The sequence below is a fragment of the Rhodanobacter sp. OK091 genome (genome assembly GCF_900142825.1).
Lineage (GTDB): Bacteria > Pseudomonadota > Gammaproteobacteria > Xanthomonadales > Rhodanobacteraceae > Rhodanobacter.
Genome location: NZ_FRCH01000001.1, coordinates 92575 through 117282, shown reverse-complemented (window position 1 = coordinate 117282; position 24708 = coordinate 92575). Strand labels below are relative to the sequence as shown.

Annotated in this window: 29 protein-coding genes; 19 read left to right on the top strand and 10 right to left on the bottom strand. The window is 63.2% G+C overall.

The features are described 5' to 3' along the window. Nucleotides 1-262: 262 nt before the first annotated feature. Nucleotides 263-1288 carry an alcohol dehydrogenase AdhP gene (gene adhP / locus BUA26_RS00620; RefSeq protein WP_072757015.1) on the bottom strand — a complete coding sequence of 342 codons (1026 nt, stop codon included), beginning with the start codon at nt 1286-1288 and terminating at the stop codon, nt 263-265. Between the two features lie 297 nt (nt 1289-1585). Here adhP and BUA26_RS00615 point away from each other — a divergent pair, with 297 nt between their 5' ends. The 4 genes from BUA26_RS00615 to BUA26_RS00600 all read left to right on the top strand — a co-directional run bounded on the left by BUA26_RS00615 (nt 1586) and on the right by BUA26_RS00600 (nt 5586). Continuing rightward, the gene (locus tag BUA26_RS00615; protein ID WP_072757014.1) at nt 1586-3073 is read left to right on the top strand and encodes an aldehyde dehydrogenase family protein; all 1488 of its coding nucleotides are present in this window, start codon (nt 1586-1588) and stop codon (nt 3071-3073) included. A gap of 61 nt (nt 3074-3134) precedes the next feature. After that, nucleotides 3135-3539 carry a DUF779 domain-containing protein gene (locus BUA26_RS00610; protein ID WP_072757013.1) on the top strand — a complete coding sequence of 135 codons (405 nt, stop codon included), beginning with the start codon at nt 3135-3137 and terminating at the stop codon, nt 3537-3539. Nucleotides 3540-3588: 49 nt separating this feature from the next. Continuing rightward, nucleotides 3589-4614, top strand: coding sequence for a class A beta-lactamase (gene bla, locus BUA26_RS00605; protein ID WP_343124220.1), 1026 nt, complete (start codon nt 3589-3591; stop codon nt 4612-4614). 48 nt (nt 4615-4662) lie between these two features. Then, a complete protein-coding gene (locus BUA26_RS00600; RefSeq protein ID WP_083572820.1) occupies nt 4663-5586 on the top strand; it encodes a Dyp-type peroxidase in 924 nt (307 codons plus the stop codon). Between the two features lie 105 nt (nt 5587-5691). Here BUA26_RS00600 and BUA26_RS00595 read toward each other — a convergent pair whose 3' ends face one another. Beyond that, complete coding sequence (locus BUA26_RS00595) at nt 5692-6912, bottom strand: acetyltransferase domain-containing protein (RefSeq protein WP_178368508.1); 1221 nt, start codon at nt 6910-6912, stop codon at nt 5692-5694. 322 nt (nt 6913-7234) lie between these two features. On the opposite strand from BUA26_RS00595, the gene BUA26_RS00590 reads away from it, so the two are divergent. Then, nucleotides 7235-7822, top strand: coding sequence for a hypothetical protein (locus tag BUA26_RS00590; RefSeq protein ID WP_218587759.1), 588 nt, complete (start codon nt 7235-7237; stop codon nt 7820-7822). A 45-nt stretch (nt 7823-7867) separates the two neighbouring features. Here the strand turns inward: BUA26_RS00590 and BUA26_RS00585 are convergent, their stop codons facing one another. The 4 genes from BUA26_RS00585 to BUA26_RS00570 all read right to left on the bottom strand — a co-directional run bounded on the left by BUA26_RS00585 (nt 7868) and on the right by BUA26_RS00570 (nt 11392). Next, entirely contained in the window at nt 7868-8761 is an 894-nt protein-coding gene (locus BUA26_RS00585; protein WP_072757011.1) for a diguanylate cyclase domain-containing protein, read from the bottom strand. A 178-nt stretch (nt 8762-8939) separates the two neighbouring features. Then, the gene (locus BUA26_RS00580; protein WP_072757010.1) at nt 8940-9395 is read right to left on the bottom strand and encodes a GFA family protein; all 456 of its coding nucleotides are present in this window, start codon (nt 9393-9395) and stop codon (nt 8940-8942) included. 152 nt (nt 9396-9547) lie between these two features. After that, nucleotides 9548-10897, bottom strand: coding sequence for a hypothetical protein (locus BUA26_RS00575; protein ID WP_072757009.1), 1350 nt, complete (start codon nt 10895-10897; stop codon nt 9548-9550). Nucleotides 10898-11029: 132 nt separating this feature from the next. Further along, nucleotides 11030-11392 (bottom strand): winged helix-turn-helix transcriptional regulator, encoded by a 363-nt coding sequence (locus BUA26_RS00570; RefSeq protein WP_072757008.1) that lies wholly within the window; start codon nt 11390-11392, stop codon nt 11030-11032. Between the two features lie 109 nt (nt 11393-11501). Here BUA26_RS00570 and BUA26_RS00565 point away from each other — a divergent pair, with 109 nt between their 5' ends. The 4 genes from BUA26_RS00565 (at nt 11502) to BUA26_RS00550 (ending at nt 14604) form a co-directional block, all read left to right on the top strand. Then, nucleotides 11502-11813, top strand: coding sequence for an antibiotic biosynthesis monooxygenase family protein (locus tag BUA26_RS00565; RefSeq protein WP_072757007.1), 312 nt, complete (start codon nt 11502-11504; stop codon nt 11811-11813). 101 nt (nt 11814-11914) lie between these two features. Next, a complete protein-coding gene (locus BUA26_RS00560) occupies nt 11915-12409 on the top strand; it encodes a MarR family winged helix-turn-helix transcriptional regulator (RefSeq protein ID WP_072757006.1) in 495 nt (164 codons plus the stop codon). Between the two features lie 176 nt (nt 12410-12585). Continuing rightward, the gene (locus BUA26_RS00555; RefSeq protein WP_072757005.1) at nt 12586-13602 is read left to right on the top strand and encodes a S41 family peptidase; all 1017 of its coding nucleotides are present in this window, start codon (nt 12586-12588) and stop codon (nt 13600-13602) included. A gap of 108 nt (nt 13603-13710) precedes the next feature. Then, nucleotides 13711-14604 carry a pirin family protein gene (locus BUA26_RS00550; protein WP_083572819.1) on the top strand — a complete coding sequence of 298 codons (894 nt, stop codon included), beginning with the start codon at nt 13711-13713 and terminating at the stop codon, nt 14602-14604. A gap of 4 nt (nt 14605-14608) precedes the next feature. On the opposite strand, the gene BUA26_RS00545 is transcribed toward BUA26_RS00550, so the two are convergent. From BUA26_RS00545 to BUA26_RS00530, 4 genes are all read right to left on the bottom strand, one after another. After that, nucleotides 14609-15130, bottom strand: a complete 522-nt coding sequence (locus BUA26_RS00545) for a gluconokinase (RefSeq protein ID WP_072759881.1) — start codon at nt 15128-15130, stop codon at nt 14609-14611. A gap of 132 nt (nt 15131-15262) precedes the next feature. Then, nucleotides 15263-15610, bottom strand: a complete 348-nt coding sequence (locus tag BUA26_RS00540) for an ArsR/SmtB family transcription factor (RefSeq protein WP_072757004.1) — start codon at nt 15608-15610, stop codon at nt 15263-15265. Beyond that, the gene (locus tag BUA26_RS00535) at nt 15600-16058 is read right to left on the bottom strand and encodes an SRPBCC family protein (RefSeq protein ID WP_072757003.1); all 459 of its coding nucleotides are present in this window, start codon (nt 16056-16058) and stop codon (nt 15600-15602) included. Before BUA26_RS00535 ends, BUA26_RS00540 begins: the two co-directional genes overlap by 11 nt. A 233-nt stretch (nt 16059-16291) precedes the next feature. Then, nucleotides 16292-16762 (bottom strand): VOC family protein, encoded by a 471-nt coding sequence (locus BUA26_RS00530; protein ID WP_072757002.1) that lies wholly within the window; start codon nt 16760-16762, stop codon nt 16292-16294. Between the two features lie 133 nt (nt 16763-16895). On the opposite strand from BUA26_RS00530, the gene BUA26_RS00525 reads away from it, so the two are divergent. From BUA26_RS00525 to BUA26_RS00485, 10 genes are all read left to right on the top strand, one after another. Beyond that, entirely contained in the window at nt 16896-17372 is a 477-nt protein-coding gene (locus BUA26_RS00525; protein ID WP_072757001.1) for a YybH family protein, read from the top strand. Nucleotides 17373-17734: 362 nt separating this feature from the next. Continuing rightward, a complete protein-coding gene (locus BUA26_RS20370; RefSeq protein ID WP_178368507.1) occupies nt 17735-17884 on the top strand; it encodes a hypothetical protein in 150 nt (49 codons plus the stop codon). Nucleotides 17885-17973: 89 nt separating this feature from the next. After that, nucleotides 17974-19149, top strand: a complete 1176-nt coding sequence (locus BUA26_RS00520; protein WP_072757000.1) for a M23 family metallopeptidase — start codon at nt 17974-17976, stop codon at nt 19147-19149. Between the two features lie 170 nt (nt 19150-19319). Continuing rightward, nucleotides 19320-19997 carry a GNAT family N-acetyltransferase gene (locus BUA26_RS00515; RefSeq protein ID WP_072756999.1) on the top strand — a complete coding sequence of 226 codons (678 nt, stop codon included), beginning with the start codon at nt 19320-19322 and terminating at the stop codon, nt 19995-19997. 126 nt (nt 19998-20123) lie between these two features. Next, complete coding sequence (locus tag BUA26_RS00510) at nt 20124-20891, top strand: bestrophin-like domain (protein ID WP_072759879.1); 768 nt, start codon at nt 20124-20126, stop codon at nt 20889-20891. Between the two features lie 109 nt (nt 20892-21000). After that, the gene (locus tag BUA26_RS00505) at nt 21001-21603 is read left to right on the top strand and encodes a TetR family transcriptional regulator (RefSeq protein WP_072756998.1); all 603 of its coding nucleotides are present in this window, start codon (nt 21001-21003) and stop codon (nt 21601-21603) included. A 4-nt stretch (nt 21604-21607) separates the two neighbouring features. Then, entirely contained in the window at nt 21608-22273 is a 666-nt protein-coding gene (locus BUA26_RS00500) for a CPBP family intramembrane glutamic endopeptidase (RefSeq protein WP_178368506.1), read from the top strand. 129 nt (nt 22274-22402) lie between these two features. Beyond that, nucleotides 22403-23107: a glutathione S-transferase N-terminal domain-containing protein gene (locus tag BUA26_RS00495; RefSeq protein WP_072756996.1), complete on the top strand. Its 705-nt coding sequence runs from the start codon at nt 22403-22405 to the stop codon at nt 23105-23107. 297 nt (nt 23108-23404) lie between these two features. Further along, nucleotides 23405-23947: a cytochrome b gene (locus BUA26_RS00490; RefSeq protein WP_072756995.1), complete on the top strand. Its 543-nt coding sequence runs from the start codon at nt 23405-23407 to the stop codon at nt 23945-23947. Between the two features lie 53 nt (nt 23948-24000). After that, nucleotides 24001-24690: a VIT1/CCC1 transporter family protein gene (locus tag BUA26_RS00485; protein WP_072756994.1), complete on the top strand. Its 690-nt coding sequence runs from the start codon at nt 24001-24003 to the stop codon at nt 24688-24690. Nucleotides 24691-24708 lie beyond the last annotated feature (18 nt).

The window sequence follows — 24708 nt, the reverse complement described above, 5'->3', positions numbered from 1 at the left end:
GGGTGGGCGGACAGGATGGCCGCGTTCCTGTATGCGACGAACGGAGATGGGCGGAATCGACATCAGGATTGGCCTGGGCCGGATCAGGCCGCTCAGGGGCATGACACAGCCACCGCTTGACGAACGTCCTTGCCGTACCAGCGAAGCATCCCGCCCGGTGCGTGCGCTGATGTTGTTCACGCGCCGTGAAAGGCTCGATCGCCCGAGCCTCCTTCTTCGCATCGAGCTTCGGCCTGCCCATGGACAAGGCATGCCGAAAATTTCAAAGCGTGATCACGATTCGCCCGTCGACCGTGCCGGCCTTGAGATTGGCGAACACGGTATTGATGTCTTCCAGGCGGGCGTGGTGGATGTGTGCGCGCACCTTGCCTTCGGCGGCGAACGCCACTGCCTCGGCCAGGTCTTTGCGGGTGCCGACGATGGAGCCGCGCAAGGTGATCCGCTTGAGCACCACGTCGAAAATCGGCGTGGCGAAATCGCCCGGTGGCAGACCCACCAGGGCCACGGTTCCCTTGCGCCTGACCAGGCGCAGCGCCTGCGAGAAGGCCGGCGGGGAGACGGCTGTCACCAGTACGCCATGCGCGCCGCCGCGGGTGGCCTCGATGACCTGGCCGGCGACATCGCTATCGAGGGCGTTGAAGGCCGCATCGGCGCCCAGCTGCCGTGCCAGATCGAGCTTCTGCTGACTGACGTCCAGGGCTACCACGTGCAGGCCCATGGCCTTGGCGTACTGGATGGCGACATGGCCGAGGCCGCCGATGCCGGAGATCGCGATCCATTCGCCGGGCCGGGCCTCGGTCTCTTTGATGCCCTTGTACGTGGTGACGCCGGCGCAGAGGATGGGCGCCATCTGCGCGAAGTCGACGTTGTGGGGCAGCCTGGCAACGTAGTCGGCTGCGCCTATGGCGTATTCGGCGAAGCTGCCGTTCACGCTGTAGCCGCTGTCGTGCTGGCTTTCGCACAGCGTCTCCCAACCGGTGACGCAGTACTCGCAGCCGCCGCAGGCGTCGTGCAGCCATGCGATGCCTACCGCGTCGCCTCGCTTGAGGTGGGTCACTCCAGGGCCTACTGCCGCGACGATGCCGGCGCCTTCGTGTCCGGGAATGAACGGCACCGTCGGCTTCACCGGCCAGTCGCCATCGGCCGCGTGCAGATCGGTATGGCACACCCCGGTAGCCACGATCTTCACCAGCACCTCGCCGGGCCCGGGAATCGGAACAGCCACTTCCTCGATGCTCAGGGGTTTGCCGAATTCCCTGACGACCGCCGCTTTCATCGTCTTTGCCATGGAGCGTCCCTCGTTGCAGACCAGATGTCTGTGCGAGGTTATGCGGCGAGGCGGCCGCTCAAGATGATTTGGGTCAACTACCGGCTCGTTGTAACGCGATCGACATGATTCGTATCGAAGCGTCGGGCGCCGGCTGCATCGATGCGCCTCCGAACTTGACCCTGATCAATGTCTGTGTCGCCGACCCGTCGCACGCTCGGAATCTGCGAGAGAGGCTGAGGGAGCGATCCCAGTCGCGGGAGCTCCGTCACGCCGCAGCTTGTTTTCCCCCCGACCGATTCGGAGTACGACCATGGCATACGAAGCGCTAAAGCAGCCCGCCGCAACTTCATTGGCGGCGAGTGGAAGGCGCCGGCGAAGGGACGCTACTTCACCGACATCAGCCCTATCGACGGCAGCGTGCTGTGCGAGATCGCGCGCTCGGACGCAGACGATGTCGAGCGCGCGCTGGACGCCGCGCACGCCGCGCGGAAAGGCTGGGCCCGCACTTCGCCCGCCGACCGCGCCGCCATCCTCAATCGCATCGCCGACCGCATCACGGCCAACGTGGTGTTGCTGGCGCGGGTCGAAACCCGCGACAACGGCAAGCCCATCCGCGAAACGCTCAACGCCGACATCCCGCTGGCGGCCGACCATTTCCGCTACTTCGCCGGCTGCATCCGCGCGGAGGAGGGCAGCATCGGGGAAATCGACCACGACACCATCGCCTACCATTTCAAGGAACCGATGGGCGTGGTCGGCCAGATCATTCCGTGGAACTTCCCGCTGCTGATGGCCGCCTGGAAAATGGCGCCGGCGCTGGCGGCGGGCAACTGTGTCGTGATCAAACCGGCGTCGGATACGCCGATGAGTCTCGCCGTGCTGATGGATCTGATCGGCGACCTGCTGCCGCCGGGCGTGCTCAACGTGGTGTTCGGGCATGGTTCGGAGGTCGGCACGCCGCTGGCGCGCAGCCCGCGTATCGCCAAGATTTCCTTCACCGGCGAAACCACCACCGGCCGGCAGATCATGCAATACGCCGCCGAGACCATCATTCCGCAGACCATGGAACTGGGCGGCAAGTCGCCGAACATCTTCTTCGCCGACGTCATGGACCATGAAGACGACTTCCTCGACAAGGCGATGGAAGGCTTTGCGCTGTTCGCCTTCAACAAGGGCGAGGTGTGCACATGCCCCTCGCGCGCACTGGTGCAGGATTCGATCTTCGACGAGTTCGTCGAACGCGCCGTGGCCCGCGTGGCGAAGATCAAGGTCGGCGATCCGCTGGACCCGACCACGCAGATGGGACCGCAGTGCTCGGCCGGGCAGCTGGAGAAGATCCTCGGCTACGTCGACATCGGCCGGCAGGAAGGTGCCAAGTGCCTCACCGGTGGCGCACGGGCGCAGCTCGGCGGCAGGTTGGACAAGGGTTTCTTCATGCAGCCGACGGTGTTTTCCGGCGACAACAGCATGCGTATTTTCCAGGAGGAAATCTTCGGACCGGTGCTTTCGGTGACCCGCTTCAAGGATCTGGACGATGCCATCGCGATCGGCAACGACACCGTGTATGGCCTCGGCGCAGGCGTGTGGTCGCGCAGCGTGCATAACACTTATCGCGTCGGCCGCGCCATCGAGGCCGGTCGCGTGTGGACCAACTGCTATCACCAGTATCCGGCGCATGCCGCCTTTGGCGGCTACAAGCTGTCGGGCTTCGGCCGCGAGACGCACAAGATGATTCTCGAGCACTACCAGCAGACCAAGAACCTGCTGGTCAGCTACGACACGCACGCCGCCGGGCTGTTCTGAGAGGTTCACCACTCACATACCGGTCCGGCCGCGGCGGCTGGGCCGGACCTTCCTGGAGAACATGGTGTTGCCCGACCGGGTCGTCTTCACCGACAGAGCGCTCGAACTGCTGCGGCAGTTGCGCGCGCAACATGGCGAGTTGATCTTTCATCTCTCCGGTGGCTGTTGCGAGGGCAGCGCGCCGATGTGCTTCCGCGCCGCGGATTTTCGCGTCGGCCAGCAGGACGTGCTGCTGGGCGTGATAGACGGCTGTCCGTTCCATGTCGCTGTGGCGCATTTCCGGTACGTGGCGCGTTGCCAGTTATGCATCGACGTCGTCGACGGCGGCGGTGACAGCTTCTCGCTCGAAGCGGTGGACGGCGTGCGTTTCATCGCCCGTTCGCGCCTGTTCGACGATGCGGAAGCCGCGGCGCTCGCTGCGGCGGAACCGGCTCCCGGCCAGCGACAGGCCACGACTTCGCCATAATCGTGTGCCAGATTGCCGTCGGTTTCCCTCTTCGACCAGGAAGCGTCCCATGCATCGTTCTCGTACTCGTTGCTCCATCATGGCTGCGGCGGTATTCGCGCTTTCGTTCGCCTGCGTGGCGCCATCCGCGAAAGCGCTCGATGCTGCCGCGGCGAAAACGCCGGATGTCAGGCTGCAGCAGACACTCGACGCGCTGGCTCGGCGCGCGCGTCCGGGAACGCTCGGTGTCGCCGTGCTCGATCTGCAAAGCGGTGCCGAAGCCAGTGTCAATGGCGGTCAGGCCTTTCCGATGATGAGCGTGTTCAAGGCGCCGGTGGCCGCCGCGGTGCTTTGGCGCATCGATGAAGGGAAGCTCTCGCTGCAACAACAGGTGACGCTGACCCGCGCGGACGTGCTGAGTGGCTCGGCCGTGCCATCCATCGGTGCGCATTTCCGTGGCGAGCGGATGACGTTCACGGTGGAACAGCTGTTGAAGGCCGCGGTCAGCGAAAGCGACAACACGGCTGTGGATGCGTTGGTGAAAGTCGTCGGTGGTCCGCAGGTGGTGACCGCGTTTCTACGCGTGCATGGCATCGATGGGATGCGGGTCGATCTGGACGAGGCCGGAGTAGGGCGGATATTTCAGAACCTGGGACCCGGGCAGGAGGTACCTGCGAAGGAATCCGCGCAGGCATCGCTAGAACGCCACCGTCGCGGCTTCAAGGCGTTTCTTGCCGCTCCCTACAATCGAAGCACGCCGGATGCCGCTGTCATGTTCCTGCGCAAGCTTCACGGCAATGAGCTGTTGACGCCGGCTTCCACGCAGCATCTGCTCGACCTGATGGCCGCGCAAACCATTCCCAACCGTTTGAGGGCCGGGGTGCCGCGGGGAGTTGGTCTCGCCGACAAGACAGGCACGTCCTATTCACTGGATGGCAGGATGGCTTCGTTCAACGACATCGGCATTCTCAGTGGGCCGAACGGTCACACGGTGATCGTTGCCGCCTTCCTGACTGACTCATCCGCGTCGGAAGCGGAGCGTAACGCGCTGTTCGCGGATATTGCCCGTGCCGCGGCAACGTCATTTCACCTTTGAAGAAAGAGCCCAGTCATACTGGGCAAAACCATTGATAAGGGGTAGCTAGTGTCTTCCGTCGTTCCGCAACCCGTTGTCGCCAAGCTTACGAGCGCCGCCATTTTTCTCGTGGTGACGTTGAATCCCGGACCTCAGCACGAAGAGGCAGTGCGGGCGCTTTGTGGCGACCTGGCGTCTCTTTTGCGCGCGGTGGGTTTTCGCGATCCCGACGGACGCCTGTCTTGCATCATGGCCTTCGGGTCCGGCGCGTGGGACCGGCTTTTCGGGCAACCGAGGCCCCGCGATCTGCATCCGTTCCGCGAGATCAAGGGACAGCACCACGCCGTTTCCACGCCAGGCGATATGCTTTTCCATATCCGCGCCACGCGCATGGATCTGTGCTTCGAGCTGGCGACGCAGATCATGTCCCGCCTCGGCGATGGCGTCGCTACGGCAGACGAAGTGCACGGCTTCAAATACTTCGACGAACGCGATCTACTCGGCTTTGTCGACGGCACCGAGAATCCCGTGGATCAGGACGCCATCGACGCTGCGATCATCGGCGACGAAGACACTGCCTTCGCCGGTGGAAGTTATGTGATTACGCAGAAGTACCTTCACGATCTGAAGGCATGGAACGCGGTGCCCGTCGAGCAACAGGAAAACATCGTCGGCAGGGCGAAACTCTCGGATATCGAACAGACGGATGCCGAGAAAGCCCCCTACGCGCACAACGTACTGACCAATATCGAGAAGGACGGCAAGCAGCTGCAAATCGTGCGCGACAACATGCCGTTCGGCGAGGTGGGCAAGGGCGAGTTCGGCACCTACTTCATCGGTTACGCGCGATCGCCGGACCGGATCGAGCAGATGCTGGTCAACATGTTCGTCGGTCAGCCCCCGGGCAACTATGACCGCCTGCTGGACTTCAGCAAAGCCGTCACCGGCACGCTGTTTTTCGCTCCGTCCGCGACGTTCCTGGCCAATGTATAGGTACAGGAGAAGTCGGGATGAAATCCATCGTCTGCTGGCTAGAGGATGGATTCGGACCGGCGCCCACTGCCGGATGCTTCAAATTCCCCACGTGCCGGATGACGCTCAAAGATAGCTGAGCCACCAGTCCTTGCGCCGCCGCTTTACGCCGGCATACCAGCGGCAGAGCGGGTACAAGGCCAGCACCACGCATGCCCACAGCAGGTAGATCGTCGGCAGTCCGATGTCCCATCCCGGTGGCGCGGTGAACGGGAAGTGGCCGAGGTCAGGCGACTGGAACATGCCGCTCACGTTGCCGAAACGCAGATAGCAGGTAGCCACCGCCAGCAGGTGGATCAGGTAGAAGTGCAGGACATAGAAGAACAGCGGCACTTTGCCGATGATCAGTGCCGGGCGCAGCAAGCCCGGCACGCCGTTGTCGAACGCGTGCAACAGCAGCAGCGCCGGCCCCAGCGTCATCATCAGGAACAGCAGCGACGGCGGGTACTTCAGGAGATTGAGGAAGGACAGCAGCGTCCATAGTGGAGACTTCTGCACCGACCACGGCACCGGATCGCCGTATACGTTCAGCAGCCGCAGCAGCACGAAGCCCAGGCTGAGCCCGACGCCGAGCCGGAGCAGCAGCGCCCGGCGGCGGTCGTCGCTCCAGCCATACGTCTGTCCCAGCATGTAGCCGAGCGCGGTCACGCCCAGCCAGGGGATCAGCGGATAGGCGACGAACACGATATGGCCGGGGGTGTTGAGGAGAAAGCCTGGCGCATGAAGCACCGACCACAGCGGTGCGAGGCTGCCGAAAGCCGTCGGTGGAATGCCGTCCAGCAGGTTGTGGCCCGCAACCAGGACAACGCCGAAAGCGAGGATGGCCCAATTCGGCAGATGGATCAGCCCCGCCAGCACGATCATCGACCAGCCCAGCGCCCACAGCACGGTGATCATGGTCACTCGGTAGTCGAGGTTGAACTGCAGGGCAAAACGCATCACCACCACTTCGAGGAAGAGCAACCACAGACCGCGCGTGAGCAGGAATCGCGACAGTTCGCTTTTCGACATGCGCTGAAGCGCCAGGCAGGCGCCGGTGCCGGTGAGCATGAAAAACACCGGGGCGCAGAAGTGGGTGATCCAGCGAGTGAAGAAAAGTGCTGGCGTGGTGGTGGCGAGATCAGTCGGGCTGGCATCGAGCGCACCGAAGAAATCGTGGACGTGATCCAGCGCCATGATGACGATGATGATTCCGCGCAGCAGGTCGACCGACTCGATGCGGACACGGGCGGTTGGGATTTCGTCGGCTGTCGCGCGAACTGCAAGAGAGGGCGTTGCGATGTTCACGTTGTTCGCTCCCCAGGGTCACCCGGTCAAGCGTCGTACGCCGGCCGGTGCCAGGCAAGTGACGATGGTAACGCGGCCGCTCGACGGGGTCCCGTTGGTGCGGTGGCCATGCTGACACCTGTGTCGTCAGTCATGTTCCGGAATGCATGCGGGCGTCGCTAAGGTGAGGCACTGCGACGGGACACCCCCAAGCAGAAAGGGGTCAGTTCCGCTTGCCAGGCCAGGCAGCGGATTGGCGCGGCCCAGGCGGCGCGATGTCTGGTTCGGGGTCGTGTGCGACATGCGGTACGGTCTTCATCTCACGAACAGCGGAGAGCACACCATGCGTCTTATCTCGTTCCGTACGTGGCTGTTGCCTTGCGCGCTGGTGTTCGCAGCGTCCGCATGGCAGCCGGTCGCGGCGCAAAGTGCTGCGGCATCCAGCCAAACCGCCGCCGGCACACCCGCAACACCCGTCGCGCAACCCACGGATGTGTCCTCGATGGACGCGGTCATGAAGGCGGTCTACAGCGTGATCTCCGGCGCCAAAGGCCAGAAGCGCGATTGGGATCGCATGCGCTCGCTGTTTGTTCCGGGCGCCCGGCTGATTTCCGTGCATGCGGGCAAGGACGGCGGCGCCAGCGAGGCCCGCGTCATGAGCGTAGAGGACTACATTCGCCGGGCCGAACCTCTTATGGAGAAAGATGGGTTCTTCGAACGCGAGTCGCACCGCACGGTGGAGCGCTACGGCGACATCGCCCAGGTGTTCAGCACCTACGAATCGCGTCATGCCGAAGCGGATGCCAAGCCGTTCCAGCGCGGCATCAACAGCTTCCAACTGCTGTTCGACGGCCATCGCTGGTGGGTGGTGACGATTTACTGGCAGGGCGAGCGTCCCGACCTGCCGCTCCCCAAGCAATACGGTGGTTGAACCTCACGCCTGCGGCTGGCCAAAAAGCCAGGGAACAACGGGCGATCAGGCGTCCGCGGCGATGTCGCGGGCCAGGTCGGTGTCACCGCGCCGCGGCCGCTGGCGCTTGTCCACATACATCGCGCGGTCGGCGTGCGCCAGCAAGGCGTACGGGTCGCTTCCGTCTGTGGGGAAACAGGCGATCCCGACGCTGGCATCCAGCTGGAACAAGCCATCGGGTAGCGTGTAGGGCAGGCTCAGGCGAGCGCGCAGGCCATCGGCGACGATCCGGGCGGCTTCGATATCGCGGCAGCCAGACAGCAGCGCGACAAACTCGTCGCCACCGACACGGGCCACCAAGTCGCCTTGACGGAGACCATGCTGCAGTCGCTGCGCGACCTCGCACAGCAGGCGGTCGCCGGCGTCATGCCCGCCCCGATCGTTGACTTCCTTGAAGCCGTCGAGGTCCATGTAGAGCACGGCCAGTCCGTCGCCGGTCTGTGCCGCGTGAGCAATGGCGTATTGCAACTCGCAGTGCAACCGGTGGCGGTTGGACAATCCGGTCAACGGATCGTGGCTGGCGCGGTGCTCCAGCTCACGCTCGGTGCGGCGCAGTTCGGTTACTTCGTGGGCTACCCCGATACGCACACCGTAGTCGGGCAGCCAGCGGGCCGACCATTGGATGTCTACGCTGTGACCGTTCTTGTGGATGTAGCGATTGCGGAAATGCCGCTGCGGCGTGCCGCCCATCACCTGTTGGGCTTGCTGGATGGTCGCCGCGCGGTCATCGGGATGGATCAGGTCGAATATTCGCCGCCCAAGCACCTCGTCGGGTGCGTAGCCGAAGATCTCCTCGAAGCATCCATTGACGTACAGAAAGTGGCCCTCGGCATCGACGACGCAGACCGCGTCGGGAACCAGTTCGAGCACTTCGGCAAGGGGAGGCAGCTTCGAGATCATGACATTGCCGGGCTCTAGCGCCCGGGCGTGGTGCTGTGCAGGTGTAGTGCCAGTATGGTAGCGCTTGGGGGGAGCGAAAGAAGACGAGGTTCACGCCTCGCCGGCTTCGGGAAAATACGGGCCAAAACCATTGATCCTGCAGAAGGTCAGGAGGGGGCGGCTCGGAGCGGGCATTCGATCAAGCTTCGGCGGCGAATGCCTCGACCAGCGGCTGATACTCCTCCATCGCCGGCAGGCCGGCAAAGCTGTGCTTGGCCGGGGTCGATACCCAGGAGAGCCGGGCATCGGTATAGGTCTCGATGAACGGCACGAAGTCCGCATGCGGGTCGAGCATCGAGGCACGCAGGTTGATCAGCCAGTCGATTCCCGCCGGACGGGTCATCACCCACGACTTGCAGAACGCGCAATACAGGTGGATGTGCTCCTCCTGCAAGGCGCCGCGGACCAGTTCGCCCTCGAGCACCTCCACCCCGTCGGCGGGCATCGCTAGCGACAGCGAAAACGCGCTGCCCGTCATCTTCTGGCAGCCGTGGCAGTGGCACGCCATGGTGAGCAGGGCCGGCTTGGTGACACGCAAACGCACGCGGCCACAGCGGCACGTGCCGGTAGCAGGGAGCTGTCGCGGATAAGACATGGATGGGTTCCTCGTGTCGTAAAAATGATGCTGCGAAAAATAAACCCTGACGGAAGCTGTCGCTTCGCCTGCGCGCCGGAGCTGGAGACGCACCGCCATACCGTTGCATCGAGGGCTTGGCTTCAGAGCGTCATGTCAGGGCCTCGGCGGCATTACGACGCTGGTTTTTTCAAACCCCGTGGCGCTGGACGCCTATTTTGAGCGGCCGGTTTCACCATCCAGTCGCCTTTACGCTTGCCGCGCACGACCTGCCATCCCGGCGCCAGTTGCATGGTCCAGCCTTTGCCCTGCAGGTTGTCGCCGTGGAGCTTGCCGGATGGCGCAGCTACCGACAGGCGCGACCAGTCGCTGGCGAGCAGGGCACCACCGTTCACGTCGATGCTGCCCCAGTCGTCATTGATGTGCATGGTCGGGTAGACCGTGCCGGCTTTGCCGAGCGGTACCAGGTTGCTCGGGTTGAACTGCACCTTCATGTGCTTCAGTGGCACCAGCACTACCGGGCCGGTGACGAACTGGGCGGTGTATGCGGCGACTTGCCGGGCCTGTGCGGCGGCCCGGTCGCGCTCGGTTGCCATCAGGGCGACGCTGTCGTAACGGGCAGCGCGCGAGTTGATCTCCGCCGCCGCCGTCATGTCGATGTGCAGTGCGGCAGCCAGCAAGGATGCCGGTGAACCGCCTTGCACGATGTCGTGGCGCCAGCCGGGACGATAGCGATCCAGCAGCAGGCCATACGCCGGGCCGGTGGCGTAGGCGAACGAGCGTGTCAGGCCTGCATCGTGCGTATGGATGGTGAGGTCTTTGTGCGCCACCGCCAGCCGCTCGGCCGAGGTGTTGTTGCCCACCATCACGCCGGTGTATTCAGCCAGGCCCTCGTTGCGTTCGAGCACGGCTTCGGATTGCGCAGCGGTGGGAAAGCTCCGATAGCGCGCGGCGCGGAAGGCCAAGGCATCGGTGACGCGTGCGCGGCGATCGGCGTCGGTGGTGGCCGCCAGTGCGGCGTCCAGCGCGCGCCATTCCAGCTGCATCGTGTAACGGCCTTCGAAGGTGTCCATATGCGCGTTATCGCCATCGCCGGCGCGCAGGCCGAGACTGTCCTGGATGCGGTGGAAGGATTCGTGTGCCATCAGCGTGCGCCGATCCTGCGCATCGTCGGGCAGCGGCCACAGCATCTCGCTCCATTGCACGCCGGCCCAGGTCAGCGAGGTGTTGGCGATGTTCTCCTGGGGCGGTAGCTGACCGACGAATACGCTGCCCTCGGCATGCAGCTTGCCTTGCGCATCGGACTGGCTGGCGATCACCTGTCGCGTGGCGGGCACCACCAGCAGCATCGGTCCGCACAGCGACTTGCCCCACAGCCGACCGTTGTCCATCCGGCATTGATGGGTGGCCTCGTCGAAGCGGGCACGGGCGGACGCCGGCGTGGGATCCGGCGAGGTGGCGGCGATCGCGACAGGCGCGAGAGCCGTCAGCAAAAACCATGGCAAGGCAGATCGAAACGACATGCACTTCTCCTATCGATGAATGGCTCACAGCTGGTCAGGCGTGTGTATCGCGGGATCGACTGCCCCGGCATCGAGACGCTTTCCTGTCGCATGCCGAAACTCGCTCAAGGACTTTGTGCCTGTGGCGACATGTCACTCCCAGCTCGGGTAGTCCGCGCCGATCGCCTGGTGGTGGGTTTTCCCCCAGGCAGCAAGCGCGTCGAGCGCCGGGCGCAAGGTACACCCGAATTCGGTCAGCTGGTATGTGCTTGCGGCCGAAGGCTGGTCGTGGGCGATGTGCTGGATCACGCCATCGGCTTCCAGCTGACGCAGTTGCTGGGTGAGCATCTTGTGCGATACGCGAGGCATCGCCATTTGCAGTTCGCTGAAGCGCCGCGGCCGTGTGGCCAGCTGCCACAGGATCAACGGCTTCCACTTGCCGTTGATCATGCTCAGCGTGACATCGACCGGGCAGGCGAACGACGAGTGGCGACGGGTAGTGGTCTTGGCATCCATGGTCGGCTTCGGGTTACCTGAAGGTGCGTAGCGTGTGGTGGCGAAGTGCACTACAAAGGCGGCCAGTATGCATCTTGCCCAGTTTGTATCTTGCTCAGGAGGACAGCCCATGATCGTGGAATACATCCGATATGACATTCCCGCGCAGGACGCCGATGCGTTCGAGGCCGATTATGCCAAGGCGGGGCTAAGCCTCGATGCATCGCCCCACTGCATGGGCTACGAATTGTCGCGCGGCCTGGACGAAGCGTCCTGCTATATCCTGCGCATCGAGTGGGATTCGGTGGAAGGGCATATGCAGGGTTTTCGGCGGAGCGGGGACTTCCAGCAGTTTTTCTCCGCCATCAAGCCCTGGGTGACTCGCATCCTGGAGATGCGGCATTACGAACAGATCGCCAGCGTCGTGAGGAAGGCATCGTGATCAACTCGCTGCATCGGCGAGGCGAGATCGCCAGCCGCGGAAGGAGCTAGCCATGGCGGAGTTCGCTTGACGCCATATAACAGCGCTTCTATGTTTTGAAGATGAAGGATCCAACGGCATCTTTAGGCACATTGCTCCGTCACCTGACCGAACTCCTGGATGGTGCCGTCGAGGACAGCTATCGAGCGGAGGGTCTGGACTACAGGCCTCGCTTTACGCCGGTGATCCGCGTGCTGCTTGCGTCAGGTCCGTCGTCGATCCGAACCATCGCCGATTACGCAGGCATCAGCCATTCTGCGGTCAGCCAGACGGTGTCGCAGATGGTGATGCAGAAGTGGGTGAAATACGGTCAAGGCGGGGACGGGCGTGAGCGCATCGTCTCCTTGACAGCGAGCGCGAAGCGCAAAATCGACTCGCTCGAGCGCTGCTGGGCGGCGACATCCATCGCGGCTGCGGACCTTGATCGTAGTCTTTCGGTGCCGCTATCCCGGGTCTTGCAAGAAGCGATTGAAGCACTCGACCAACGGCCGTTTTCTACACGGCTGCTGTCTGCCAACGCAACGTTGAAGAAGCGCGAAAAGGCCGGCGACGTCTGAAGGATTATTGGGAAAGGGCTGTTTTGTCCTTTTTTCAACTCGCCGAGTCGCCGACGGGGGCTCGACGGCGCCTGCACGGCTACCGTGCCTTTAGTTGGGTGGACGATATGTAACAGCGCTTATATAGTTTTTCCGTCGACTTGCGATGATGATGGCGACCGCCAAGGTCCGAACCCATGAAACATATCGTGCTGGCCATTTCACTGGTTCTCGGCTCCTGCTGCGCCGTCGCTGCGGATATCCACGCTTCGGTCGTGAAAGCGGACAGTCAACGCGAAGTGATCGAGCAGGCCGCGGAGATTATCCAGGCCCGGTACGTTGATCCGGCCATGGGCCGCAAGGTCGCCGATGCGATCCGCCGCGAGGCGAAGACCGATGCGTTCAAGCACGACAGCGATCCTGGGGCCTTCGCCCAGGCGCTGACGTTGGAGCTGCGCAAGCTTTCCGGTGACGGACATTTCCGCATCAACTACAGCGCCCAGGTTGTGCCGCCGCCCGATGCCGGAACGGCCGATCAATACGAAGAAGACGACGACAGTTGGGCAGGCCCTGCGGTCAATCACGGTTTTGAAAGCGTGCGGCGCATCGACGACGACATCGGCTATCTCGATCTGCGCTTGTTCGCGCCGCCACGCGTCGCTGCCGACATGCTGCAATCCGCCATGACGTTGCTGGCGCAGTCCAAGGTGCTGATCATCGATTTGCGCAATAACGGTGGCGGCGACAGTGGCATGGATATGCTCATGGCCGCCTATCTGCTGGACAAGCCGGCGGAGATGAGCGCGACCTACGATCGCCCGAGCAACCTGCTTACTCGCGCCACGACGCCGGTATGGGTGCCCGGCCGTCGATTCGGCGGCACAAAGCCCGTCTATGTACTCATCTCGCACAAGACTTTTTCAGCGGCGGAAGCCTTCGCCTACGACTTGCAGGCCATGAAGCGCATCACGGTGGTGGGCGAAGCCAGTGGCGGCGGCGCGCATCCGTATGAGCGTCGGCGCCTGACCGATCACTTTCTGATCAAATTGCCCGAGATGCGTTCGATCAATCCCATTACCGGTACCGACTGGCAGGGCGTGGGCGTGAAGCCGGACGTGCCGACACCGCCTGACCAGGCGCTGGACAAGGCGCTGGAGCTGGCACATGCGGCACTGGCGAAGGAAGCTAAACCGGAAGAAAGATCGAAACGCTGACGCTCCGGATATTTTGACCGTCTGTAACATACGGTCGATGCGGCTTGCTCTATGCCCGGTTATTGATCCGCGCCAGACCGCCGAATCGTCGCTACCACAAGAGAACCCATGTCTACTTCCATCCCCACGTCCAGCAGTCTGTGTTTTTCGCATGCGGTCGCGCGTGAGCCCCATGCCGTCGGCGCGCACTGCCATATCCGCCAATTTCGCCACACCGACTTCGATCGCGCGATGAGCCCGTTGGTGCTTGCCGACCATTTTGTGATGACCGGTCCGACCTTCGAACTGCATCCACATGCGGGCATGTCGGCGGTGACCGTGTTGTTTGAAGATACCCAAGGTTGGATGAGCAGCCACGACAGCGTGCACAACGACCACCGCATCGAACCCGGAGACCTGCACTGGACGGTGGCCGGCAAGGGCATCGTGCATACGCAACAGCCCGAAGGCGAACACGCCCGGCTGAACGGCTTGCAGTTGTTCGTCAACCTGCCGCAGCGTCTGAAGCGCATCGAGCCGGCGACGATGCTGGTGCGGGCTGGCGACGTTCCCGTGATCGAAGGCGCTGGCGCACGCCTGCGCGTGCTGGCCGGTTCCCTGGGTGGCCAAACGTCTCCACTGCTCACCCCGGAACCCATTCTTATCGTGGATGGCCGGCTGGATGCGGACAGTCGTATCAATCTGCCATTGCCGGCTGGCTGGAATCTTTGGCTCTATGCCCGCCACGGGAGTCTGACGGCGCGTGAGCTCGGCGCAACGGGAATCGATCAGAGGACAGAACTGCCATCGGGCGCAGCCATCGTCGTCTCGGCCGCAGCGGCCGGAACTGTGGAGCTGCATGCTTCGACCGGTGAGGTGCGGTTCGTCGCGATTGCGGGCCCGGCGATCAACGAGCCGATCGTACAAGCGGGTCCTTTCGTCATGACTAGCCGCGAAGAAATCGAGCAGGTCACCGCGGCCTACCAGGCAGGAAAGTTCGGAACCGTGAAGCCTTTTTCGTAGCGGGTCAGCCGGCGGGGCGAATATCGCTACGTTGCAACCAGCGACGTACTTCCGACACCATCTCGTCGATGCCGAGGTTTCCCGACAACGTCAGTGCCGCCTCATCCTCGACGGGTTCTTCCAGTGTCCGCAGCTGGCTGTCGAGCAGGGCCGCCGGCATGAAGTGGCTGCGCTGTCGCATGCGATGCTCCAGCTCGCCGCGCTCCACGCGGATATAGACAAAGCGCACCGCCGCGCTACTCTGGCGTAGCCGATCGCGATAGGCGCGCTTGAGGGCGGAGCAGCTCACTACGCCGTGGCGGCCCCGGCTTTCTTCGCCGCTGATCCAGGCGGCGATGTGATCCAGCCACAGGCGGCGGTCGTCGTCATCCAGTGCGATGCCCGCGCGCATTTTTTCGATGTTCGACGACGGATGCATGTCGTCGCCCTCGAGGAAATCCCAGTCGAGTGCATCAGCCAGCGCCCGTCCGAACGTGGATTTGCCGCTGCCCGACACACCCATCACCACGATCACTATGGGCCTCATCACGAGTGGCTTCGTCCATTCGCGCGCGCAGTGTGCACGCGGGGTGTCGATCTTGCTGCATGGTTGATTGTCATCCGACGGCGGCAAGGCACCGCCGTGAGAGCCTGCGGTCTGGAACCTGGCAAGCGCATGTCACTCTTCCACGAAAAACTTGAGTCGCGACAGTGCGGCGTCCCATTGACGGGATACCAGCTCGATGTAGCCGCGGAGGTCCTCGATCGGTTTCGGATCGAGTACGTACAGATTTTCGCGGCCGGCGCGCTCGCTGCGGACAACATGGGCGTCCTCGAGTACACGCAGATGCTTGCTGATCGCCTGCCGCGTCAGCGGCTGCCCGTCGCTGAGCTGGGCGATCGAGCAACGCGATCCGTCGCTAAGCCTGACCACCAGCGCCAGCCGTGTCGGGTCGCCGAGGGCGGCGAACACCATGGCGGCCTTCGGCGATTGGCGGGTCAGGCGTGCTTGCGCACTAGCTGCCATGGCTTTCCTCGACGTGGCGACGGATGTTTTCCATCTGCTGGGTCCAGCCATTGTCGTTCATGCGGAACGCTTCGGCACGTCGACCCGCCGGTATGCTGTCGAAGCCCGACTCGGTCAAGGTCAGCAAGGTGCCGTCGCCGCTGGGCTCCAGGCGGAATTCGATCAAGGTCTGCGGTTCGGCGGAGTAGTCCACGCCCGGTTCGACGGCGTAGGGGTGCCAGGTAAAGGAAAACAACTGCTCCGGCTCGATCCGTTGCACCACGGCCCGCCAGGTGACGTGCTCGTAGCCCGGATACGTGATCTGGCCGACAGCTTCCTTGCCGGGCACGAACGGCCCGTCAAGCTTGACGCAGAACCACGCGCCGAATTCGCGGTAGTCTGTCAGTGCGCGCCATACACGCGACACTGGCGCTTTCAGCTGGATGTGTTTTTCGATGCGATCGCTCATATGCCACCTCCTGGTTGCATATGAGCATGCGCCACGATTCGCAAAAATGCAACTTTAAGGTTGCTCTTTCGCGAACCATGACGGGTTCGCTGATAGCCATCTGGTGCGACCCAGTGCGCGACGGCATGCCAAACCTGGACGCATTCCAACCCCGGAGCGGTGGCCTCACCGCCCCGAACCTGCTTTGACGTCCAAGTCGGGTCCACTCCGCGCGTGGACGAAGGCGAAATGACTCAGTGCATCTTCTGCGATTTGGCCCATTCGGCTCCGCGCCGTTTCATCTCCTCTTCGCTGACATCTTCGATGTGCGTGCCCAGCATCCATTTGTGGCCGAACGGGTCGACGACGGTGCCTACCCGATCGCCCCAGAACTGGTTTTCTGCCGGTTGCAGGAGTTTGGCGCCGGCTTTCACGGCGCGATCGAGGGCAGCGTCTACGTCGGAAACATAGATCATGAAACTGCCGGTCGCGCCGCCGCGGGTCTTCGGCCCGAGCGCATCGAATTGCGGCATTTCATCCGATAGCATGAGACGCGAATCGCCGATCTGGATTTCGGCATGGCCGATCTTGTCGCCGATGGGCAGGCGGTAGGTTTCCTTGGCGCCGAGCGCATCGTGATAGAACTTCAGTGCCTTGGCGGCGTTGTCGACGACGACGGACGGCGTGATGCTGTGATAGCCGGTGGGAATGGCTTTGACTGACATGATCCGGTGCTCCGTTGGTGGTGAAATCAAGAGCCTGCGCCCGTCAACGTTATCCGGCGATGCATCCAGTGTTGGCAGATTGCTAATACAGTGTCGTAGTCGACGAAGTAATCACCTCACGACGGAGCACGCAATGACTGGACGATGGTTTTACCTCTTGCTCGGGATTCTGCTTGCGGCGACCGGCCTTTGCCGTGCCGGTTCGACCATGGCGGCAACGGTCGATGACGCAGCTGCCATCCGGCAGGTGATGGATCAGCAGCAGGCGGCGTGGAATCGCGGCGATGTTTCAGACTACATGCGCGGATACAAAGACGCGCCCGACACGACCTTCGTCGGCACCAGCGTGCGCAAAGGCTACCGCACGATTCTCGACAGCTATCGCAAACACTATGCCAGTAAGGAGCAGATGGGGCGGCTCACGTTCTCCGCCCTCGACGTACGCCTATTGCCGGATGCCGGCGGCGAGGTGCGCTACGCCGCGGTGACCGGGCGCTTCCATCTGGATCGCACCGCGCACGGCGAGACCAGCAAGGACGACGGCGTGTTCTCGCTGCTATGGGAAAAGACTTCCGACGGCTGGAAGATCATCCTGGATCACACCAGCTGACACGGCGGTTGATCCCGGGCGCATCGAGGTGGTCATCGAGCGTTGAATTTGGGAGGCGGGGGTGTCGGCCCCGGAGAGAAAAACCGGCACGACAAGACTCCCGGCGGCCCCACGCGGCACGGTTGGGCAGGGTCGCTCATCGCTGGAATATGGCGCTGGCACGCGGCGGTGATGTCGCAAGCGATATCTCGTCCGCGCGTGTTGTCCGGACACCATCGCGATTGTCCGCGGACAGGCTGCCTTCTCAGAGTGCGAAGAAAGAAATGGCTTGGCAATGCGGGCTCCCGGGTTCCGTGGCCATTGGCACGACGTTTGCCATTCCATTCTTGAAAGCTTCATTCACTCACTCAAGGAGAACCGCCATGAAATTCGAATCCCTGATGCTGCAAAGCCTTTTCGGTGCCTGCCTGCTGATCTGCGTGCTGGTCGTCGGCGCCATGCTGACATCGCCGACAACCAGCGTGGCTGCCAGCCACGCACCGGTGGCGGCGACGACGGTCTCGGCCAGCTGATCTCGCCGAATTTCCGGACGGTCGCTTCGGAGGTTCGCTCTGAATTACGCTGAGGTGCCGCCGTTCCGGCGTGTGCCAGGGAGATCACGATGTCGATGGATGGAAGCTTTGCCCGCGGGCTGTTTGCAGTGTTGTTCTGCTGGACTTCCCTGGCCGTTGCGCAGCAGGCATTGGCACCGGTGGAGGCGCGCGTACCGTTTGCTCCGGCGGCGTTTGTCGGCAGCGATGAGCTGAAGCATCTCGCCTACGAACTGCATGTCACCAGCATCTACGGCGATACCGGTCCGCTGATGCCGCAGAGTCTGGAGGTCTACGCGGACGATGGCCGCGCGCCGCTCGCCAGCTTCGGCGCTGTCGAGCTGGCGGCAATGAGCCGACCCGCGCCGGCCGAGCATGCGCCGGTGACCATCGAAGCCGGCAAGCGTGTGGTGATCTATGTCTGGCTGACCCTGCCGGCAAGTAGCGAGCTACCGCGCACATTGCGCCACCGGATGGTATTCGCCACGGCGAAGCATGGCATCGCATTGCTCGATGGCGTAAGCGTGGCGTTGAACACCGATGCGCCCATGCTGATCGGGCCGCCGTTGCGCGGTGGGCTCTGGCTGGCGCACGAAGGGCCTGGCGACGCCCATTCGCACCACTGGGGCAGTCTGGTGGCGGTGAACGGGCAGGTGACCATTCCGCAGCGTTATGCGCTGGACCTGGTGGGAATCGATCCGCAGGGTCATGCGATGCGTGCGGACGTGAAGGATATCGGCAAGTCGCACCATGCCGACTGGATCGGCTACGGTGCGGACGTGCTTGCGGTGGCCGATGGCGTCGTGCGCGACATGCGCGACGGGCAGGTGGAGCATCCGCCGCTGACTCCGCAGGCGGAGCCCGAGTCGCTGACGGCGCATGGCTTGTTCGGCAACTACGTGGTGCTGGAGATTGAGCCCGGCGTGTACGCCGGTTATGCACACCTGCAGCGCGGCAGCGTGAAGGTGCACGTGGGCGAACGTGTTCGCCGTGGACAGCTGCTGGGACGCCTGGGCCAGTCCGGCAATTCCGCGGCTCCGCATCTGCATTTCCAGCTTTCCAATGCCGCGGCATTCGAAGGTTCGGAAGGCCTGCCGTTTGTCTTCGACCATTTCGATCTGCTGGGGCCGGAGACCGAGGCGCAGGTGTTCGGGCAGGGCGAACCGTGGACGCCGGCAGCTACCTTGCGTCGCCAGGCACAGCTGCCATTGAACGATATGGTGATTGGATTTCCGGCGTCTCACTGATGACTGAAGGGGCTGAAGCGGTTCAGAGGAAAGCCGGGACGGCCCCGGCCCGCAGAAGAGCGCTGCGTGATCACCGTATCGCGAGGCACGTCGCCAGTTGAAAGTGCTCAACTATCTACTCTGTTCATGGCAGACTTTTCCGCCTACAGTCGATTGGACAGCATTGCGGAATGACCGCCACCGAACTCGACAATCCGTTCTGGTCTTCACTGCGCAGCCGCCATCGCGCGCTGGCGCGGAGCCACGGCGATGCGGCGCGCTATCCGGCGGAGTTCGCGCCGTTCCTGGGTGTGGCGAACGCGCAGGTGGACGTAGCTGAGGCACTAGAATCGCTGATCGATCCTGGTGAGTCCGTCTACCTGCTTGGCGTGGCGCCGGCGCTGCCGGGCGGATGGCGTATCGAGGCTTATGGCCCACTGGCGCAGATGGTTTGCACGGCTCCGATGACGGTGATCGACGGGCCGCAAGTGATCGAGCTGTCCGAGGCGCATCACGCCGATGTGCTGGCGTTGACCGCGCTGGTGTATCCGCATTATTTCCGTCCGCGCACGATGGAGCTGGGCCGTTACTTCGGGATCTACCAGGACGGCCGGCTGGCGGCGCTCATCGGTGAGCGCCTGGGCATGGACGCGTACCAGGAAATCAGCGCGGTCTGCACGCATCCCGACTTCAACGGCCGCGGCTATGCGCGCCGCCTGCTGGCGCTGCTGTCGAACGACAATCTCGAACGCGGACGCCTGCCGTTTCTTCATGTGAGCCACCAGAACCCGCGCGCAAAGTCGCTGTACGAACAGGCCGGCTATCGTCTCCGCCGTGACATCGCGTTCTGGTCGCTGAGTCGGACGTAGATTTGCCTGTGCGCGGACAAGGGGCGGAAGCATTTTCGTCGCAAATGAGAACTTCCGGCCATCCACATCCAAAGATGTGATCTGATCACTCAACTATTCCACCTTGCCATGACTGCGCAGGCCACCATGTCCCAACCTCTTGTCGACCCCTGGCTGTACTCCATCGCCTTGTTGCTGGGCTTGCTGATCTGTGTGCAGGCCGGCTTCGTACTTGGCGGGCGCTATGGCGTCAAAGGCGATGCCAACACCTTGAGCGGGGCGGTGTTCGGTTTGCTGGGACTGCTGCTGGCGTTTTCGTTTTCCGGGGCTGCGGGTCGGTTCGAGCATCGGCGAGAGTTGATTACGCAGGAGGCCAACGCCATCGGCACGGCCTACCTGCGCATCGACCTGTTGCCTACCGCTGCGCAGGTGCCGTTGCGCGAGGCGATGCGCCGGTACGTACGGCAGCGGCTGGATACCTATCAGGCCATGCCGGGCTCTGCGGCGGCTGCCAGGGCGTGGGCCGACAGCGCGGCCACACAGCAGCAGATCTGGACGCAAGCCACCACGGCGGCGCAGGCCTCGGGCAGCAATGCCACGTTGAGCCTGGTGGCGTCTGCGCTCAACGAGATGTTCGATATCACCACTACACGGCTGGCGGCCACGCGCGACCATCCGCCGGCAGTGATCGACTTGATGCTTTTTCTGCTTGCGTTGATGTCGGCCCTGCTGGCCGGCTACGGCATGGCGGAGGGCGAGCGGGTGCCCTGGCTGCAGGTGATGGTGTTCGCGGTGGCGCTGACCGTGACGGTGTTCGTCATCCGTGATCTCGAATACCCGCGCCTGGGGCTGATTCGGGTGGATGCGGCTGACCAGCTTCTCATCGAGACGCTGCAGAGCATCACGCCAAGGTAAGACCCTCATGACCCGCCGCGTGGGAGCCGGATGCATGGAACGCAGGCGATCCGTGATTTCATTCGAGACCGGTTGACATGTAACGAGTGTTACATGTAACGTCTGTTACATGCAGACACGAAAAGAAATCCTGACCGACGAGCTGGTCGCCTACCTGCTCGAACATGGCCTGTCCGATCTCTCGTTGAGGCCGCTTGCCGATGCGCTGGGTACCAGCGCGCGCCTGCTCATCTATCACTTCGAATCAAAGGAAGGTCTGCTGACCGAGGTGCTGGACAGCATGCAGACGCGTCTGCGGATGTCCTTCGGCGGCATGATCGAACGGCGGGCAGGGCAGTCAGGGCGGCCGTTGAAACTGTTCTGGGACTGGGCGATCGCGGACGAAAACTATCCCTACCTGAAGCTGCTCTATGAGCTGCAGATCCTTGCCGTGCAGAATCCCGCCGCCTACGGGCACTACCTGCAGCGCAATACCTCGAACTGGTCGGAGCTGATCGCGACGGCGTTGCCCGAGGCGGAGCGGACCCCGGCCATGGTCACCTTGCTGGGTGCCGTGTTCGACGGCCTGTTTCTGGAACTGATGAGCACCGGCGACAGAAAGCGGACCACGCAGGCTGTCCAGCAATTCATCCGGCTGGTCGACGAGGCACGCGATGCGCGCCTGGCCGTCCAGAAGAAAACCGCAAAAGCATCGAATACGAGGCGAGGTTGAGTTCATGTCGACGACTACACGGATGATTGCCGGACAGAAAAAGCCGTGGCTGCTCGGTATGGCGGGATTGCTGCTGGCGTTCGGCGGCATCAGCCTGCCGTTCGGAACGTGGGATCACGCGCTTGCCAGTGTCGGTCACATGGCGGCCAACGAGCTGGTCTACTGGGGGCTGGTTGCGGCGCTCCTGCTGTATGTCCTGCTGATCGAGCGTCGCCCGCTGGCGTCCATCGGGCTACGGAGGCCGGGTGGCAGGGATATCTTCGCGGCGCTGGCGACTGGCGTACTGATGATCGCCGTGCTGGCCTTGATGTATCTCGTCGTGTTTCCAGCGTTGCACTGGGACGAGACCCAACAGCTGCAGACCCTGACGGCAGTGCCGTTCTGGCTGAGATTCATGGCGGTCGTGCGTGCGGCGGTTTCCGAAGAAATCCTGTTCCGCGGCTATGCGCTCGAGCGTGTGCAGGAATTGACCGGCAGCCGCGGCGCGGCGGGCATATTCACGTGGGCCATCTTCACGCTAGAGCATCTCGGCTATTGGGGGTGGCACCACCTGTTGGTCGCGGGTGCGGCCGGCGCGCTGCTCACGCTGCTCTACCTGTGGCGCCGCAATCTGTGGGCCAACATGCTGGCCCACTTCATGGTCGATGCCGTGGGTTTCCTGCTGGGGTGAACGTAATGCTTTGGGGGGTCGTTGTGCCGTAAAGCGGAGGAACAAACGGATCAGCAATGCTCCACTTGATCTTGCCGCGAAACAACACAATCTGATCCGATCACCACCCCGTCACATCAGGAGCAACACATGCCCGACCTCTCCAGCTTTCCGATCGCAGCGCGTTGGCCGGCGAAACATCCGAACCGCATCCAGCTTTATTCGCTCAACACGCCGAACGGGGTGAAGGCATCGATCATGCTGGAGGAGACGGGGCTTCCGTATGAGCCGCATCTTGTCGACATCATGAAGAACGAGAGCCATACGCCGGAGTTCCTGTCGCTCAATCCGAACGGCAAGATTCCCGCGATCATCGATCCGGACGGCCCCGGCGGCCAGCCGCTCGGCCTGTTCGAATCGGGCGCGATCCTGATGTACCTGGCGGACAAGTCGGGCAAGTTCATTTCGGCCGATCCGGCGCAGCGCTGGGAAACCATCCAGTGGGTGTTCTTCCAGATGGCATCGATCGGCCCGATGTTCGGCCAGGTTGGTTTCTTCAACAAGTTCGCCGGCAAGGAGTACGCGGACAAGCGCCCGCTGGAACGCTATGTCGCCGAATCCAAGCGACTGCTCGGCGTGCTCGATACTCAGCTGGATGGCCGCGACTGGATCATGGGTGACGAGTATTCCATCGCCGACATCGCAACGCTGGGCTGGGTCAACAACCTCATCACGTTCTACGAAGCGCGCGACATCGTGGAGTACGACAGTTTCCGCAACGTTGTCGCCTGGCTCGAGCGCGGGCTGGCCCGCCCGGCGGTGCAGCGCGGGTTGAAGATTCCCGGCCGGGGCTGATGCTGCCGTTTGCGTGGTTGCGCCGGGATTGCTTCATGGCCGGCCACGATTAGGTTCATAACGGTTGCTGGAGTGATTCGGCTCGATCGGATCGAGCCGAATCCAACGTCGCCGATGCAGGTGCTGCACGCGGCCCCGCGATGCCGATCGACACGCATGCGTCGGCAAGCCACGGAGACGAGAAGCATTCCCCACATCATCTGCCGAGACGTACACAATGCTTGCCGCGGCCTCCGCGCATCGTGGAGGCCGCCAATCGCATCCCCGGTCTTTGATGATTCCTGCAGGAGATGTTTCATGGCATCGGTCGAACCGCCATCGCACTACGCTGCCTCTGTCCGTCGGATGCACTGGACGATATTTGCGCTGGTATTGCTGGCTTATCTCTTCATCAACCTGTTCGAGCTGTTTCCCAGGGGCAGTGCCACACGAGCCAACATATTGGCTGCGCACTACACCGCGGGGCTGGCGGTGCTGTTGCTGATACTGCCGCGTCTGCTGCTGCGCCTGCGCAACGGGCGCCCGCCGATCACGCCGCCGTCACCACGCTGGAGCGAGCTGCTGGGCAATATCACGCACGTGGCGCTGTACCTGTTCCTGCTGATCCAGCCTATCCTCGGCATCATCACATTGCAGGTCGGCGGCAAGCCGGTAACCCTGTTCGGCGTGACCTTGCTGCCATCGTTCGTCGGCCTGCCGAACCGGGCGTTGTCGCATCAACTGGAGGATATCCACGGCGACATAGGCACGATCTTCTACTACGTGATCGGGCTGCATATCCTGGCCGCGCTGTGGCACCACTTCGGCCGCCGCGACAATACGCTGAAGCGGATGCTCTGAACGCGACACGCCATTCAATCCCGATGTCCTGACTCTTGCCGAGATCGCCCTCCGTGCCCCGACGCCATTATGAAAGACACCGCACCAGCCGCATGGGCTGGTTGCGCGCCGCCGTACTGGGCGCGAACGATGGCATCGTTTCTACCGCCAGCCTGGTGCTGGGCGTGGCGGCCGCGCATGCCAGCGGACAGAACATCTTGATCGCCGGTATCGCCGGGCTGGTGGCCGGCTCGATGTCGATGGCGGCCGGCGAGTACGTGTCGGTGCATTCACAGGCCGACAGCGAACGCGCCGAACTGGAACGCGAGCACCACGAGCTGCAGACCGACGTGGAAGGCGAGCACAAGGAGCTGGCGTCGATTTACGTGAACCGTGGACTCGATCCGGCGCTGGCCAGGCAGGTGGCCGACCAACTGATGGCGCACGACGCGCTCGATGCCCACGCGCGCGACGAGCTGGGCATCACCGAAGCGTTCAAGGCACGACCGCTGCAAGCCGCCGGAGCATCGGCGCTGAGCTTTGCGGTGGGCTCCGCACTGCCGCTGCTGGTGGTGGCGCTGGCGCCGGTCGCCTTGTTGTTGCCGCTGGTGTTCGCCACCTCGCTGGTGTTTCTTGCCGCGCTCGGCGCGCTGGCGGCACGGGCCGGCGGCGCGAAGATGGGCGTCGGTGCCATGCGCATCACGTTCTGGGGCGCGCTGGCGATGGCGGTTACCGCTGGCGTCGGCATGCTGTTCGGCGTGTGAGCGATGAAGCCGTGCGGC

What these genes read in the sequence shown, in the direction of transcription:
- adhP (WP_072757015.1), bottom strand. Translation starts at nt 1,288, where the DNA reads ATGGCAAAGACGATGAAAGCGGCGGTCGTCAGGGAATTCGGCAAACCC.
- BUA26_RS00610 (WP_072757013.1), top strand. Translation starts at nt 3,135, where the DNA reads ATGGTGTTGCCCGACCGGGTCGTCTTCACCGACAGAGCGCTCGAACTG.
- bla (WP_343124220.1), top strand. Translation starts at nt 3,589, where the DNA reads ATGCATCGTTCTCGTACTCGTTGCTCCATCATGGCTGCGGCGGTATTC.
- BUA26_RS00590 (WP_218587759.1), top strand. Translation starts at nt 7,235, where the DNA reads ATGCGTCTTATCTCGTTCCGTACGTGGCTGTTGCCTTGCGCGCTGGTG.
- BUA26_RS00585 (WP_072757011.1), bottom strand. Translation starts at nt 8,761, where the DNA reads ATGATCTCGAAGCTGCCTCCCCTTGCCGAAGTGCTCGAACTGGTTCCC.
- BUA26_RS00580 (WP_072757010.1), bottom strand. Translation starts at nt 9,395, where the DNA reads ATGTCTTATCCGCGACAGCTCCCTGCTACCGGCACGTGCCGCTGTGGC.
- BUA26_RS00575 (WP_072757009.1), bottom strand. Translation starts at nt 10,897, where the DNA reads ATGTCGTTTCGATCTGCCTTGCCATGGTTTTTGCTGACGGCTCTCGCG.
- BUA26_RS00570 (WP_072757008.1), bottom strand. Translation starts at nt 11,392, where the DNA reads ATGGATGCCAAGACCACTACCCGTCGCCACTCGTCGTTCGCCTGCCCG.
- BUA26_RS00565 (WP_072757007.1), top strand. Translation starts at nt 11,502, where the DNA reads ATGATCGTGGAATACATCCGATATGACATTCCCGCGCAGGACGCCGAT.
- BUA26_RS00560 (WP_072757006.1), top strand. Translation starts at nt 11,915, where the DNA reads ATGAAGGATCCAACGGCATCTTTAGGCACATTGCTCCGTCACCTGACC.
- BUA26_RS00555 (WP_072757005.1), top strand. Translation starts at nt 12,586, where the DNA reads ATGAAACATATCGTGCTGGCCATTTCACTGGTTCTCGGCTCCTGCTGC.
- BUA26_RS00550 (WP_083572819.1), top strand. Translation starts at nt 13,711, where the DNA reads ATGTCTACTTCCATCCCCACGTCCAGCAGTCTGTGTTTTTCGCATGCG.
- BUA26_RS00545 (WP_072759881.1), bottom strand. Translation starts at nt 15,130, where the DNA reads ATGAGGCCCATAGTGATCGTGGTGATGGGTGTGTCGGGCAGCGGCAAA.
- BUA26_RS00540 (WP_072757004.1), bottom strand. Translation starts at nt 15,610, where the DNA reads ATGGCAGCTAGTGCGCAAGCACGCCTGACCCGCCAATCGCCGAAGGCC.
- BUA26_RS00535 (WP_072757003.1), bottom strand. Translation starts at nt 16,058, where the DNA reads ATGAGCGATCGCATCGAAAAACACATCCAGCTGAAAGCGCCAGTGTCG.
- BUA26_RS00530 (WP_072757002.1), bottom strand. Translation starts at nt 16,762, where the DNA reads ATGTCAGTCAAAGCCATTCCCACCGGCTATCACAGCATCACGCCGTCC.
- BUA26_RS00525 (WP_072757001.1), top strand. Translation starts at nt 16,896, where the DNA reads ATGACTGGACGATGGTTTTACCTCTTGCTCGGGATTCTGCTTGCGGCG.
- BUA26_RS20370 (WP_178368507.1), top strand. Translation starts at nt 17,735, where the DNA reads ATGAAATTCGAATCCCTGATGCTGCAAAGCCTTTTCGGTGCCTGCCTG.
- BUA26_RS00520 (WP_072757000.1), top strand. Translation starts at nt 17,974, where the DNA reads ATGTCGATGGATGGAAGCTTTGCCCGCGGGCTGTTTGCAGTGTTGTTC.
- BUA26_RS00515 (WP_072756999.1), top strand. Translation starts at nt 19,320, where the DNA reads ATGACCGCCACCGAACTCGACAATCCGTTCTGGTCTTCACTGCGCAGC.
- BUA26_RS00510 (WP_072759879.1), top strand. Translation starts at nt 20,124, where the DNA reads ATGTCCCAACCTCTTGTCGACCCCTGGCTGTACTCCATCGCCTTGTTG.
- BUA26_RS00505 (WP_072756998.1), top strand. Translation starts at nt 21,001, where the DNA reads ATGCAGACACGAAAAGAAATCCTGACCGACGAGCTGGTCGCCTACCTG.
- BUA26_RS00500 (WP_178368506.1), top strand. Translation starts at nt 21,608, where the DNA reads ATGTCGACGACTACACGGATGATTGCCGGACAGAAAAAGCCGTGGCTG.
- BUA26_RS00495 (WP_072756996.1), top strand. Translation starts at nt 22,403, where the DNA reads ATGCCCGACCTCTCCAGCTTTCCGATCGCAGCGCGTTGGCCGGCGAAA.
- BUA26_RS00490 (WP_072756995.1), top strand. Translation starts at nt 23,405, where the DNA reads ATGGCATCGGTCGAACCGCCATCGCACTACGCTGCCTCTGTCCGTCGG.